Below are 13,629 nucleotides of genomic sequence, written 5' to 3' on the forward strand. Positions count from 1 at the left end.
TTTTATGGTATTTTATAATAGGAGGTGTCAAAATATGAAAAAAATATTTTTCATCCTAATTCTTTTATGTGTTAGCTTAACTGCCTATGTGGTCGTAGCCAAAACACCGAAAGAACAATCTTTACAGCACGATGTTCTAACTAAGATTCAACTCTCTAAAGTAAAAGCAAATACACTCATTTCACCTGAAGATCAAATTTATCAAATTACTTCAAATGATTCTTCCGCGCTACTTTCTTTAGTAGAATCAATGTCTGTAAAAAAAGCAAAAATCAAAGACCCTAAAAACTACACAAGTATTTCATTCTCAGGTGCTGGTGGCTCTTTTCAACTTTTCATTTATGAAAATAACTACATAACAATCCCAACACAAGATACTGATACAGTTTATGAGATTATCGAGCCAAAACTAGCGAAAAGACTACTCGATGTAACGAACAAAATACAAGAAAATAAACAAAATCGAATCTCTAAGTAGCGCGTTATGACCATATGCGATTCAATTGTTGGCTATAAAATCGAATCGCTTTTTCATAACTTTTTATTTCTTCATCATTCGTTGTCTCTACTAAACTTGTTAATAAGCGATTCATTGCTTCTTCATGGCGTTCTAAATTATATAAAGTCATCGCATGGAATACATGAATTGCTTGATTTCGTGGAAATAACTGTAATCCTTTTAAAAAAGTATGATGTGATTTTTCATATTCCCCGAGTGTACGATACGTACTACCTAGACCGATGTAAGCACCTTGTAAATCTTCCTCGGGTAATCCAAGTGCAATCGCTTTTTCATAAAAAGGAACTGCTGCTATTTCTTGTCCCAGAACATCAAAACTCCATGCACACTGGTATTGAATGATTGCATCTGCTGGGTATTCATCAGCTAATTTTTGCAAAATCTGATTTGACTCCTCTTTCTGTCCTAACTTCCTTAGTTCAATCGCCTTTAAAAGCTTTGCTTCTTTCATGTTCATATCTCCCTCTTTCAAAAGAAAAAGCTAGGACGTATCAGCCCTAGCTTCATTTTTTATTTCAATACATCTTGATACAATTCTGGTCTGCGATCATCATAGACTGGAATACGTGTGCGCACTTCATCAACTTTTGAAAAATCAACGTCGACAATCGCTAATTCCTCATCTTCTCCACCAGTCCATAAAATTTCACCCCATGGTTCGATTACCATCGACTGTCCGTTAAAGTTATCTTTATTGCGACTAATGCGATTGACTGCTACCACAAAACATTGATTTTCAATTGCACGTGCTTGTAATAATGTTTTCCAATGATCAATTCGTGCAGTTGGCCACTGCGCTGAAACGAATAATACTTTTGCGCCGTTTAATGCGTGTAGACGTAACCATTCTGGGAAACGAATATCGTAGCAAATCACACCTGCCGCATCTAAATCACCCAGTTTGAAATTATTTTGTGTGTTACCAGAAGATAAATGCAAGTGTTCATCCATCAAGCGGAATAAGTGTGCTTTATCGTATTCGCCTACTAGCTCACCCTCATTATTGTAGACGAGCATCGTATTATAGAATTTGTCGCCCTTTTTCGTTGCGACTGAACCGCCCACAATATGAACATACAATTCTTTTGCTAATTGTGATAAAAAGGCTTTTGTTCTTTCTCCGTCAACATCCGCAAGACCTTCAAGTTTTTCAAGTGCGTAACTTGTATTCCACATCTCTGGTAGAATGACAATTTCCGCCCCTTTATTTGCAGCTTCTCGAATTAATTCTTCCACACGAGAAAAATTTTTTTCAACATCGCCAAAAGCAACTTGTAGCTGAATACAACCTAATTTCATCTCTCCACCACCTAGACTTTTTTTCTGAAAAGTATTATGATTCACGATAAAACTTCTACTATTCAGAATATTTCTTTCTCTATCATAACAAAAAAGCCAAAGGAGGCAACCAAATGCCTTATTCTGATTTACTCAAAAAATTACCTGAACAATTTTTCGCGAAACTCGCAAAACGTGTAGCCGAAAAAGTTGCAGAAGGTCACGATATTATTAATTTAGGTCAGGGAAATCCAGACCGCCCGACACCTCCTCATATCGTCAAGGCGATGCAAGAGGCAACAGCCGATGTCGCGAATCATAAATATTCACCGTTTCGTGGAATTGATGAATTAAAAGAGGCGATTGTGACATTTTATAAACGTGAATATGATGTAACACTCGATGCTGAAACAGAAGTCGCTGTGCTATTCGGTGCGAAAGCTGGTCTAGTAGAACTGCCGATGACACTCTTAAATGCTGGCGATACCATGTTACTTCCTGACCCTGGCTATCCCGACTATTTATCAGGTGTCGCACTTAGTCATGTAAACTTTGAAACGATGCCACTTCTTGCTGAAAATCAGTTTTTACCTGATTATGCGGAAATTGCACCTGATATTTTAGAACGTGCAAAATTGATGTATTTGAATTACCCGAATAATCCTACAGGTGCTACAGCGACACCTGCATTTTTTGAAGAAACGGTACAGCTTGCAAAACAACATGACTTCGTTGTTATGCATGACTTCGCTTATGGAGCGCTTGGTTTTGATGATGTAAAACCACCTAGCTTTTTACAAACAGAAGGTGCAAAAGAGATCGGTGTTGAATTTTATACCTTATCGAAAACGTATAATATGGCAGGATGGCGTGTTGGCTTTGCTGTCGGAAATAAAGAAGTGATTGCAGGACTTAATTTGCTACAAGATCACCTTTATTGCAGCATTTTCCCAGCGATTCAAGTTGCCGCAGCACATGCATTAACAGGTCCACAAGATTGTGTAGAAGAACAATTAACTGTATATGAAGCTCGTCGTGAAGCATTGATTCAAGCATGTTCAAAGGTTGGATGGTCTGTCACTGCACCTGCGGGTAGCTTTTTTGCTTGGTTAAAAGTGCCTGAGGGTTATACGAGTGAAACTTTTGCAGATCTTCTCTTAGAGAACGCTTCTGTTGCAGTTGCAGCAGGTAATGGATTCGGTCTACATGGTGAGGGTTACGTTCGCGTTGGTTTACTCGTATCGCCTGAACGATTAGTTGAAGCTGTAGAACGTATTGCACATCTACCTGAATTTTCGACTGTTTTTCGCTCGAAAGTGCATTAATTTTGTTTTCTCAAGAAAATAATGTTTGACTTTACTGAAAATTAACTATAGATTGAATATATCAAATAGTTATATAAAAATATAAAATCTCTTATCAAGAGTAGCTGAGGGACTGGCCCTATGAAGCTCGGCAACCTTCCAATACATCGGTATTGTGAAAGGTGCTAATTCCAGCAAGATGACAAAATCTTGATAGATAAGAGAGGTAAAACCAACACTTTCACCTCTCTTTTTGTTAAGAGAGGTTTTTTTATATGCTACATACAAAAAGGAGCGTTTTATTTATGAAAAAAGCAACAGGAATCGTATTATCACTTGTATTATCAGCATCAGTATTAGCAGCATGTGGGAAGAAAACAGAAGATAGCCAAGCAGCAGCCGAAGATAACAAATTAGTATTAGGTGTAACGGGCGGACCACACGAAGAAATCGCAAAAAAAGCAGCGGAAGTAGCGAAAAAAGATGGTTTAGATGTTGAGATTAAAGCATTCTCTGATTATGTATTACCGAATACTTCTCTTGTAGAAGGCGACTTGGATGCAAACAGTTTCCAAACACTAACTTTCTTAGCAAACTTCAACAAAGAGAAAAATGAAAACCTTGTATCAGTTGGTACAACAATTTTAACGCCAATGGGTTTATATTCGAAAAAAGTGAAGAAATTAGAAGATTTAAAAGCGGGTTCAACAATCGCAATTCCAAATGATGCAGCGAATGGTGATCGTGCCTTACAAGTACTAGCAAGCAAAAAAGTTATTTCTCTAAAAGATACTGGCGATAAATTGGCAACACCAAAAGATATTGCAGAAAACAAAAATAAATTTAAATTTGTAGAACTAGAAGCTTCACAATTACCACGTCAATTAGACGAAGTAGATGCAGCAATGATTAATACGAACTTCGTTTTAGAAGCAGGCATTGATCCAAAAACAGCGCTACTACGTGAAAATACAGATTCACCACATATCAACGCAATTGTTGTAGAAGAATCACATAAAAATGACGCAGATGTGAAAAAATTCGTTAAAGCTTATCACTCAGAGACAGTGAAAAAATTCATTGAAGATGAATTTGACGGTGCAGTAATCCCTGTATTCGATAAGTAAACGGTTAGATTGAAAAGGAGGAGTCATCTATGATTGAGCTGAAAAATATTGAGAAAAATTTCGTTTCAAATAAAAAAGTCGTAACTGCTGTAAGAGATGTCAATCTTACAGTACCTGCTGGAGAAATTCATGGTGTTATTGGCTATAGTGGTGCTGGTAAAAGTACATTAATTCGTTGTGTGAATCTACTTGAACAACCATCAAAAGGACAAGTTCTAATCGATGGGAAAGATTTAACGAAGTTATCGGCATCTGGTTTGCGTAAAGTACGCAGTAAAGTCGGTATGATTTTCCAACACTTTAACTTATTAAAAACAGTCACAGTGTATGAAAATATCGCGATTCCATTAAAGCTAGCGGGTGTACCGAAAAAAGAATTAGATGCACGTGTACAAAAATACCTACAAATTGTTGGTTTAGAAGACCGCGCAACGAACTATCCTGCTCAACTTTCTGGCGGGCAGAAACAACGTGTCGCGATTGCACGCGCCCTATCACTTGAACCGACTATTTTATTAAGCGATGAAGCGACTTCAGCACTTGACCCAGAAACGACGGATTCAATTTTAGATTTACTCCTAAAAATCAATCGTGAGCTTGGCATTACGATTTTATTAATTACACATGAAATGAATGTTATTCAAAAAATTTGCGACCATGTCTATGTGATGGAGAACGGTTCAGTTGTGGAACAAGGCTCGACAATTGAATTGTTCACAAATCCACAACATGTGACAACACGTAAATTTTTAAATACAATTTCACAACGTCAATTAAGTGATTCACTTATTGATTCCCTTCATGTAACAGGTGATGTAACACGTCTTACATTCGTTGGAGCAAGCACAGGGCAACCTGCACTTGCTGAGATTAGTAAACGTTTTGCCGTCACACCAAACATTTTAGCTGCAAATATTATCGAACTTAAAAACGGCATTGTCGGTAACATTACAGTGCATTTAGAAGGCGATGATGCAGCACGAGAACAGGCGTTACAATACCTTGAGCAATCAGGAATTCAAGTGGAACAGTTAGGAGGTCTTGTCTATGCGTGAATTTATTGATCAATGGGGCGATATTTTATGGGAAGGTGCGATTCAAACCTTCCAAATGACAAGTATCTCACTCATTATTGCTATCTTAATTGGTATCCCACTCGGTGTAGCAGTTGTGTTAACACGTCCTGGACAACTTCTGGCAAATCGTTTTTTCTATCAAGTTTTAAATATTATCATTAATATTGTACGTTCAATTCCATTTATCATTTTATTATTCTTCATCATTCCATTTACAAAATTCATTGTTGGTACAACGATTGGTGTAGAAGGAATTATCGTACCACTTGTTCTTTATACAGCTCCTTACATTGCACGTCTAATGGAAACAGCTTTATTAGAGGTGGATCATGGTGTCATTGAAGCTTATAAGGCTATGGGTATGAAACGTGGACAAATTATTTGGCACGTATTACTACGTGAAGCACGTCCATCGATTATTTTAGGTTTAACACTTGCGACAGTGAGCTTAATTGGCGCAACAGCTATGGCTGGTCTTGTTGGTGGCGGCGGTTTAGGCGACATCGCTTATCGCTATGGTTTCCAACAATATGAAACACCATTAATGTATGTTGTCGTTATCTTGTTAATCTTACTCGTTCAAGTATTACAAACTATCGGGAATAAATGGTCAGCCCATTTAAAAAGAGATTAGCGCTTCATTTTTACAAAGGGTTCAAAGCCGAAATCAATTGATTTCGGCTTTTTGTATGTTTTGAGACGAAGATAGAAAGTGAAGTTTGGGACATTCGGGTGTCGATTTGGGACATTCGCTGAAGGTGTTGGGTCACTCGCTGCTCGATTTGGGCCATTCAACCGTCCAAACAGGACATTCGAAGGCGAAAATGGGGCACTCGCCCACTCAAACAAAAAAGGCTTCGAAAAATCCGAAGCCTTCATGAATCAATTTATTATTTAATAATGCCTAGCTCTTTTCCTACTTTTTCGTAGATTGCGAGTGCATCATCTAACATTTCTTTTGTATGTGCGGCAGTTGGCATATTACGTACGCGACCTGTACCTTTAGGAACGGTTGGGAAGACGATTGATTTTGCATAGACGCCTTCTTCAATTAAGCGTTTTGAGAATTGTTGTGTTAATGTTTCATCCCCAATAATACATGGTGTAATTGGTGTTTCGGAATGACCGATGTTGAAGCCTAACTTTTGTAATCCTGCTTTTAAGTAGTCCCCGTTTTCCCATAGGCGATCATGTAATTCTGTTGAATCCATAATCATTTGTACTGCTTCCGTAATTGCTGCTACATCTGCTGGTGGTAACGCTGTTGAGAATAAGAATGGACGTGAACGCACTTTTAACCAGTCAATGACATTTTGTTTACCAGCTACATAACCACCGACAACACCGATTGCTTTTGATAATGTACCGATTTGGAAGTCGATTTCATTTTGAAGTCCAAAATGTTTTACCGTTCCCTTCCCTTTACCTGTAACGCCTGAACCATGCGCGTCATCTACATACGTAATTAAATCAAATTCTTTTGCGATTTCCACAATTTCAGGTAATTTTGCAATATCACCATCCATTGAAAATACGCCGTCTGTAATGACCATAATTTTATTATATAAGCCTGATTCTTTTGCGGCTTTTGCTTTTTCACGTAAATCATTCATATCTGAATGGTTGTAAGCGATAATTTTTGCTTTCGATAAGCGACAACCGTCGATAATTGATGCATGATTCAGTTGATCTGAAAGAATCGCATCATTTTTATCCATAACAGCTGAAATCGCCGCCATATTACAGTTAAAGCCAGATTGATATGAAATAGCAGCTTCCGTCCCTTTGAACTCAGCTAATTTCTCTTCTAACTTCACATGCAAATCCAGTGTACCGTTAATTGTACGCACAGCCCCTGCGCCAACACCGTATTTGTCGATTGCTTTTTTGGCTACTTCTTTTAATGTATCGTTCGTTGCTAAACCTAAATAGTTATTTGATGATAAATTAATCAGTTGTTGTCCTCTGATTGTAATGATTGGACCATTAGGACCTTCTACTGAGTCGATTTCATTATATAAACCTTGTGTACGAAGTTGTTGTAAATTCTCATCTACAAATGCATTTAAAACTTTAGACAATTGAATCATCCCCTCTATTGATGTTACTGTCATTGTACCATAAGTCGTTTCATATTGTGCATTGGAAAAGAACGCAAACCGTTGATTTAAAAGGATTTAGAAGTATTTCAAACATACTGTACAACTCAAAAACACATTTGTTTGTATGCAATAAAAAAACAGAATGTGATTTACACATTCTGCTTCACTTCTTCTTCTACAACGACTACTACTTTTTCTTTTGTAAGATATTGATACAAGCGCTCTGTATATTTGAAAGAAATTTGAATAACAGGACCGAGTACAAATACCATGATGACTGTTCCAAGACCAATTGGACCGCCGATTAAATAACCTGTCACTGCCACTAAGAATTCCATCGCTGTTCTTGCGACAGTAATACTTAATTTCAGGCGTTCTACCGCAATGAGCATGAGGCTATCACGAGGACCAGCGCCTAAGTTCGCAGTAATATAAATCGCATCTCCAATCCCTAAAATAATGACACCCGATACGAAGCAGATCAATTGACCAACTGCTGTATGTACATCTGGAATAATCGCATTGAAAAAATCGATGAATAATCCTGTTAATGCCATATTCATAATCGTACCAATCTTCGGTAACTCTTTTAATACGATTGCGCTTAGAATAATAATGAGTAAACCTAAAAGAATTGACCATGTACCAATTGTTAAGCCGAGACTTTGATATAATCCGACATGTAAAACATCCCATGAACCGACACCATAACTCTGTCCTTTAATCGTTAGCGCGACACCACAAGCTAAAATCGCAAGTCCACCGATAAAAAACATCCAGCGTAATGTGTAATGATTTTTCATTGTTGCCTCCGTCTATCAGCACAACGCAAAAAAAGAACCCGTCTGTTCAGGTTCTTTTTTCCATATGCTTGAATTTAAAATGATTGCATATTTCCGAGTTCAGACAAAATTCATTGTAACAAACAATTTAAGTTATTAACAAGTGATTGTGCCAAACTTTGCTTGTACGACTTGTGCTAATAATTGTGGTTGAATGCAAATTTGCATACCGCGTTTTCCTGCACTTACGAAAATTTCCGATTGTACTGTTGCGGCTTCATCAATCACTGTTGGATATAGCTTTTTCATGCCGATCGGTGAACAACCACCACGAATATATCCTGTATGTGCTAGTAGTTCTTTGACAGGTAAAAGGTCGATTTTCTTCTCGCCTACGAATTTCGCTGCTGCCTTTAAATCAAGCTCTTCTGCTACAGGAATCACAAACACATAGAGCTGCTTTTTCGCTGTTGTCGCAACTAACGTTTTAAAGACTTTCTCAACAGGCTCGCCAATTTCTTGTGCTGCTGTAACACCATCTAAATGTTCTTCATGTACATCATACTCTTTTAATGTGTACGGAATTTTTTGTTGATCCAACAAACGAACTGCATTCGTCTTTTGAACTTTCTTCGCCATTTCGCCACTTCCTTATGCGGTACAATAAATCATCGGTTCCAATACTTTGAAGCCACCGCGTGCCATCGACATTTGGAACTGATACGTCGCAAGTGCTTTTTCGGTTAAACGCTCTTTCGTCATCTGTCTTGCATCTTTTAACTGGACAGGTAACGGTTTTGGTAATCCTGTTTCAGGAAGAAGGTGAACCGTAACATCATCTTGCAACATCATCTCTGTTGGTGATTGTGTCGTACCTTGATTTTCTTCTATTGTCGCACGTTGTTGAAGATGCTGTAAAGATTCCTGTAAATTCGAATGATCCTCTTTTTCCTTTTTACCTGTCAATAAATTCACCAACTCTTCCAAACTCGGGTTTGTCGTTGGTGTGAAATATTTAGCTTGTTTTTTATACGCATCATCTACATTTTTCAATGTCACTAATTTTTTGCGTGCTTCAAACTCTGTAAAACGATTATTTAATAAGGATGCTAATCTCATATTCCTTCCTCCTCTCCACATGATATTGTTATATTTAGTGTATCATGTATCCAATTCAGTCAAAACCAACTAAATACACATCTTAAAATTCGGATTTCAGCACTTCTTTGTGACTAAAAAACCTATCATATAAACGCTGAATTAACTAGAATCACTGTTCGAAATATTACTTTTTTGACACACTTTCCCTCGAACTATTTACCCTTTATTTCGGTAAATATCTACCTATATTTAGAAAATAGCTCTTATAATCAGAATATTCATACGAAAGAATCAAAAGATGTAAAAGAGTATATTTCTTATAAAGGTCTTTCGATATGGGTGTCTTTCAAAAAAAGATGATAAAAGTAAGACAAAAAGAATAGACTAGAACAAAATCACACTTGTTCTAGTCTATTGGTTCATATCCTATCATTTCACTTTATTCTTCTTTATTCCCAAATAACTTCGCAAGAGCGTCTGCCATCGCTGTGTTTTCAGGTTCTTCTTTTTGTTGTGTTTTCATATATTTTTGAACGTCACGTTTTGAAACTTTTTGATTACCTGATTGTTTTTTACGCTTTTCAAAAGCCGAGAGTTTTTCACGATGCCCACATTTACATGCGAAAATACGTCCTTCTCCTTCGCCACGTAATTCTAATTTTTTATGGCATACTGGACAGCGCGCATTTGTAATTGTAGATACTTTTTTCTTGTTGCCGCATGTACGATCTGAACATACGAGCATTTTGCCGCGTTTACCATTTACTTCAAGCATTGGCTTGCCACATTCGCTACATACTTTCCCAGAAATATTATCATGTTTGAATTTCTGGTCACTTTTCTTAATATCTGAAATTGATTTTTGTGTAAAATCAATCATTTGATGCATGAAGTCAGCTTTTTTCGCCTGTCCTTTTGCAATCTTTGTCAATTGTGTCTCCCATTCAGCTGTTAGAGCTGGTGACTTTAAATCGGCTGGTGCTAAATCTAATAATTGGCGACCTTTTGACGTTGTATATAAATCATTACCTTTTTTCTCAATTACAAATGACTTGAATAGCTTTTCAATAATATCTGCGCGTGTCGCAACTGTACCGATACCGCCTGTTTCTTTTAATGTTTTAACTAATTCTTTCGACTCGTCACCCATAAATTGCGATGGATTTTCCATTGCTGCAAGTAATGTTCCTTCATTAAAACGAGCTGGTGGTTTTGTTTGACCTTCTGTTAAGGCAATGCCACGTAGACTGACTTGTTCACCTTTTTTAAATACAGGCAGTGTACGCTCATTCGACTGCTCGTCTTCTTGTAAATAAACAGCTTTCCAACCTTCATCGCGTACTGTATTTCCCTTTGCAGTGAATGTTTCATTCCCTACTTTTAATGTGACAACCGTTTGGTCATACTCATATGCACCGTAAAATACAGCTAAAAATCGTTTAACGATTAAATCATACAATTTATATTCTTTATCCGATAATGCACGTAAATTTACGACTTCTTCTGTTGGGATAATCGCATGGTGATCCGATACAAGCGCATCATTGACAACACCTTTTTGAGCTTGCGGTGTTCCCTTACTTAAAATTTTATTAGCAGCTACACGATAATCACCAACAGCCGATGCTTTAATACGGTCTGTGAATGTACTCTTCATATCCGATGTTAAATGTTTTGAATCCGTACGTGGGTACGTCACAATTTTATGGCGTTCATATAGATTTTGCAGCGTAGAAAGTGTTTCTTTCGCTGACCAACCATAGCGTTTATGCGCCTCTTTTTGTAGTTCTGTTAAATCGAATAGATGTGGTGCTGGCGTACGTTTCGGTGTTGTTTTCACGTCTATAACTTCACCTGTTTTCACCGAATCGAGTGATTTTAATAACTGTTCCATCTTCTCTTTTTGGAACGATTGTGTTTGATTCGTTCCTTTTTCATGCCATGTGAAGGTCACTGTATTCGTTAAAGCTTGCAAACCATAATACGTCTTCGGTTTGAAGTTTTTAATTTGTTGTTCACGATTCGCAATCATCGCAAGCGTCGGTGTTTGTACACGACCTGTCGATAACTGCGCATTATATTTAACTGTTAATGCACGCGTCGCATTGATCCCGACAACCCAATCCGCTTCTGCACGTGCAACTGCTGCTTCATATAAATGATCATATTTACGACCGTCTTTTAAATTATTGAATCCTTCACGAATCGCTTGGTCTGTTACAGAAGAAATCCATAAACGTTTGATTGGTTTACGAGACTTCGCTTTCGCTAAAATCCAACGTGCTACAAGTTCTCCCTCACGCCCAGCATCTGTCGCGATAATGACTTCATTCACATCTTGACGATTCAATAATGTTTTGACCGCATTGAATTGTTTCGTCGTTTGACGAATTGGTACTAACTTGAATGGTTCTGGAATAATCGGTAAATCTTCCATCTTCCATTCTTTATATTTCACATCATATTGTTCTGGATCTGCATGTGTGACTAAATGACCTAACGCCCACGTCACGATATATTTGTCGCCTTCCAAAGATCCGTTACCTTTTTTCGTACATTTTAGAACGCGCGCAATATCGCGTGCAACGGATGGTTTTTCAGCAATAACTAATGATTTTGACATAATTCCGCTCCTCTCAATCTCCTTCTATTATAAGGGATAGATGAACAGACATACAAATACGCTATTGTGACAACTCCATCATCATCGCCTGCTTCTCTTTTGCAAAAGCATAATCTCCCTCATGAACAATCGCGCGCTGTTTTTCAATCCATACAATACGGTCAAATAACTTTTGTAAGAAATAACGGTCATGGCTAATCGCAATAATCGTTCCTTCAAACTGTTCTAAGTTTTCTTCTAACACTTCACGTGATTCTATGTCTAAATGATTCGTCGGTTCATCTAAAATAAGCAGATTAATTTCTTGCTGCATGAGCTGTGCGAGTTTTAATCGCATACGCTCGCCACCACTCATATTTTTAAATTTTTTAAAGACATCTGCACCGTAAAATAAGAACTGTGCTAGAATATGGCGTGCTTCAGGCTCTGTCATCATCAACTCTGAACGAAAGACATCAATTAAACGGGCTTCTGGGTCTGCTTCAATTAAATGTTGTGCTAAATAACCGATTTTCACAGAACTCCCTAACTCCACAATGCCTTCGTCTGGCTGTTCCTCACCTAATAACATCTTCAATAATGTTGACTTACCCGCTCCATTTTCGCCAATAATCGCAAGCGTATCTTGCCAATACACATCAAATGTTACTTCTTTAAATAATAAACGGTCATAACTCTTTGCCACATCATAAAATTGTGCGACTTCTTTTCCGCTGCGCTCTGAAGCTGTTAGTTGTAACTTCATTTTCTTTTGAACACGTGGTTTTTTCACTTTCTCCATGCGCTCTAACATACGCTCCATGACTTTTGCTTTTCGGTATAAATCAGGGTTCGGTGGACTTGCCTCATTCGCCCATTGACGTAATCGACGAATCGCATCTCGAATCTTTTTAATTTTCTTTTGTTGTTCTTGATATTGTGAGAACTCGCGTGCATATTTATCTTCTTTTGCTTGTAAGAAAGCATCGTAATTTCCATGCGATACCCAAGCTTGTCCGTCCTCAATTTCAATAACTTTCGTTACGACATGATTCATAAACTGACGATCATGTGATACAACAATGACCGTTCCTTTAAACTGCTGTAAATATTTTTCGAGCCACTCAATTGCGTGTAAATCGAGGTGGTTCGTTGGTTCATCTAGTAGTAAAATATCAGGCTCTTGTAAGAGAATTTTGCACAGTGTGACCTTCGTTTTTTCGCCACCACTCAGTTGTTCAAAATTTTCTTCTACAAGATGGGTAATACCTAGACCTGTTGATACGTACGAAATTTTCGAATCTAAAATATAGCCATCATTCGCTTCAAATTGTTCTTGTAGCGTGCCGTATTTTTTTAACAGTGACTCCAAATCATCACTTGTCGCCATCTGTTGTTCCAGCTGCTTCATGTTCTTTTGAATGTGATTCAGCTTGTCGAATGCTTCATACATCACATCATATACAGTCATATCAGGATAATTCGGAATCTGATGAAGAAAACCAACGCGGCTCCCCTTTGCCTTAATGATTCTTCCCGTATCTACTGCTCCTTCTTCCGCCATAATTTTTAGTAATGTCGTCTTACCACAACCATTATTTCCAACAATTGCGACATGTTCGCCTGCGTGAATATCGACTGTTAACTCTTGAAATAGTGGATGCCCACCAAAATTTTTTGTGATTTTTTCTGCTTTAATATACATTGTTGTTTCCTCCATTTAAGTAGCTGAGAAAA

Annotated in this window: 13 protein-coding genes and 1 riboswitch; of the genes, 5 read left to right on the top strand and 8 right to left on the bottom strand. The window is 37.6% G+C overall.

What is annotated here, in order from left to right; translation table 11 throughout:
- Nucleotides 1-34 precede the first annotated feature (34 nt).
- Entirely contained in the window at nucleotides 35-478 is a 444-nt protein-coding gene (locus tag ASO14_RS12875; RefSeq protein WP_068456107.1) for a hypothetical protein, read from the top strand.
- A gap of 4 nt (nucleotides 479-482) precedes the next feature.
- Here the strand turns inward: ASO14_RS12875 and ASO14_RS12880 are convergent, their stop codons facing one another.
- On the bottom strand, nucleotides 483-971 hold the full coding sequence (locus ASO14_RS12880) for a tetratricopeptide repeat protein (protein ID WP_068456110.1): 489 nt from the start codon (nucleotides 969-971) through the stop codon (nucleotides 483-485).
- A gap of 59 nt (nucleotides 972-1,030) precedes the next feature.
- Nucleotides 1,031-1,819 (bottom strand): carbon-nitrogen family hydrolase, encoded by a 789-nt coding sequence (locus ASO14_RS12885; protein WP_068456113.1) that lies wholly within the window; start codon nucleotides 1,817-1,819, stop codon nucleotides 1,031-1,033.
- 113 nt (nucleotides 1,820-1,932) lie between these two features.
- Between ASO14_RS12885 and ASO14_RS12890 the strand changes: the two genes are divergently transcribed.
- From ASO14_RS12890 to ASO14_RS12905, 4 genes are all read left to right on the top strand, one after another.
- Complete coding sequence (locus tag ASO14_RS12890; protein WP_068456116.1) at nucleotides 1,933-3,123, top strand: pyridoxal phosphate-dependent aminotransferase; 1,191 nt, start codon at nucleotides 1,933-1,935, stop codon at nucleotides 3,121-3,123.
- 88 nt (nucleotides 3,124-3,211) lie between these two features.
- Nucleotides 3,212-3,326: riboswitch (SAM riboswitch) on the top strand.
- A gap of 81 nt (nucleotides 3,327-3,407) precedes the next feature.
- Nucleotides 3,408-4,229, top strand: coding sequence for a MetQ/NlpA family ABC transporter substrate-binding protein (locus tag ASO14_RS12895; protein WP_068456119.1), 822 nt, complete (start codon nucleotides 3,408-3,410; stop codon nucleotides 4,227-4,229).
- 29 nt (nucleotides 4,230-4,258) lie between these two features.
- Nucleotides 4,259-5,284 (top strand): methionine ABC transporter ATP-binding protein, encoded by a 1,026-nt coding sequence (locus ASO14_RS12900; protein ID WP_068456123.1) that lies wholly within the window; start codon nucleotides 4,259-4,261, stop codon nucleotides 5,282-5,284.
- On the top strand, nucleotides 5,271-5,939 hold the full coding sequence (locus tag ASO14_RS12905) for a methionine ABC transporter permease (RefSeq protein WP_197409922.1): 669 nt from the start codon (nucleotides 5,271-5,273) through the stop codon (nucleotides 5,937-5,939). The genes ASO14_RS12900 and ASO14_RS12905 overlap by 14 nt, the downstream gene beginning before the upstream one ends.
- Before the next feature lie 256 nt (nucleotides 5,940-6,195).
- Here the strand turns inward: ASO14_RS12905 and ASO14_RS12915 are convergent, their stop codons facing one another.
- From ASO14_RS12915 to abc-f, 6 genes are all read right to left on the bottom strand, one after another.
- Nucleotides 6,196-7,395, bottom strand: coding sequence for a glycine C-acetyltransferase (locus tag ASO14_RS12915; protein WP_197409961.1), 1,200 nt, complete (start codon nucleotides 7,393-7,395; stop codon nucleotides 6,196-6,198).
- A 161-nt stretch (nucleotides 7,396-7,556) separates the two neighbouring features.
- Nucleotides 7,557-8,210: a YczE/YyaS/YitT family protein gene (locus ASO14_RS12920; RefSeq protein WP_068456136.1), complete on the bottom strand. Its 654-nt coding sequence runs from the start codon at nucleotides 8,208-8,210 to the stop codon at nucleotides 7,557-7,559.
- Nucleotides 8,211-8,345: 135 nt separating this feature from the next.
- Nucleotides 8,346-8,828: a Cys-tRNA(Pro) deacylase gene (ybaK, locus tag ASO14_RS12925; RefSeq protein ID WP_068456139.1), complete on the bottom strand. Its 483-nt coding sequence runs from the start codon at nucleotides 8,826-8,828 to the stop codon at nucleotides 8,346-8,348.
- Between the two features lie 12 nt (nucleotides 8,829-8,840).
- Nucleotides 8,841-9,308, bottom strand: coding sequence for a hypothetical protein (locus ASO14_RS12930; protein ID WP_068456141.1), 468 nt, complete (start codon nucleotides 9,306-9,308; stop codon nucleotides 8,841-8,843).
- A gap of 421 nt (nucleotides 9,309-9,729) precedes the next feature.
- On the bottom strand, nucleotides 9,730-11,913 hold the full coding sequence (locus ASO14_RS12935; protein WP_068456144.1) for a DNA topoisomerase III: 2,184 nt from the start codon (nucleotides 11,911-11,913) through the stop codon (nucleotides 9,730-9,732).
- 61 nt (nucleotides 11,914-11,974) lie between these two features.
- On the bottom strand, nucleotides 11,975-13,597 hold the full coding sequence (abc-f, locus tag ASO14_RS12940; protein WP_068456147.1) for a ribosomal protection-like ABC-F family protein: 1,623 nt from the start codon (nucleotides 13,595-13,597) through the stop codon (nucleotides 11,975-11,977).
- Nucleotides 13,598-13,629 lie beyond the last annotated feature (32 nt).

Source organism: Kurthia sp. 11kri321 (genome assembly GCF_001534765.1).
Lineage (GTDB): Bacteria > Bacillota > Bacilli > Bacillales_A > Planococcaceae > Kurthia > Kurthia gibsonii.

Bases quoted from the DNA above. Each gene is read 5' to 3' on its own strand.
- ASO14_RS12875 (WP_068456107.1), top strand. From the start codon at position 35: ATGAAAAAAATATTTTTCATCCTAATTCTTTTATGTGTTAGCTTAACT.
- ASO14_RS12880 (WP_068456110.1), bottom strand. From the start codon at position 971: ATGAAAGAAGCAAAGCTTTTAAAGGCGATTGAACTAAGGAAGTTAGGA.
- ASO14_RS12885 (WP_068456113.1), bottom strand. From the start codon at position 1,819: ATGAAATTAGGTTGTATTCAGCTACAAGTTGCTTTTGGCGATGTTGAA.
- ASO14_RS12890 (WP_068456116.1), top strand. From the start codon at position 1,933: ATGCCTTATTCTGATTTACTCAAAAAATTACCTGAACAATTTTTCGCG.
- ASO14_RS12895 (WP_068456119.1), top strand. From the start codon at position 3,408: ATGAAAAAAGCAACAGGAATCGTATTATCACTTGTATTATCAGCATCA.
- ASO14_RS12900 (WP_068456123.1), top strand. From the start codon at position 4,259: ATGATTGAGCTGAAAAATATTGAGAAAAATTTCGTTTCAAATAAAAAA.
- ASO14_RS12915 (WP_197409961.1), bottom strand. From the start codon at position 7,395: ATGATTCAATTGTCTAAAGTTTTAAATGCATTTGTAGATGAGAATTTA.
- ASO14_RS12920 (WP_068456136.1), bottom strand. From the start codon at position 8,210: ATGAAAAATCATTACACATTACGCTGGATGTTTTTTATCGGTGGACTT.
- ybaK (WP_068456139.1), bottom strand. From the start codon at position 8,828: ATGGCGAAGAAAGTTCAAAAGACGAATGCAGTTCGTTTGTTGGATCAA.
- ASO14_RS12930 (WP_068456141.1), bottom strand. From the start codon at position 9,308: ATGAGATTAGCATCCTTATTAAATAATCGTTTTACAGAGTTTGAAGCA.
- ASO14_RS12935 (WP_068456144.1), bottom strand. From the start codon at position 11,913: ATGTCAAAATCATTAGTTATTGCTGAAAAACCATCCGTTGCACGCGAT.
- abc-f (WP_068456147.1), bottom strand. From the start codon at position 13,597: ATGTATATTAAAGCAGAAAAAATCACAAAAAATTTTGGTGGGCATCCA.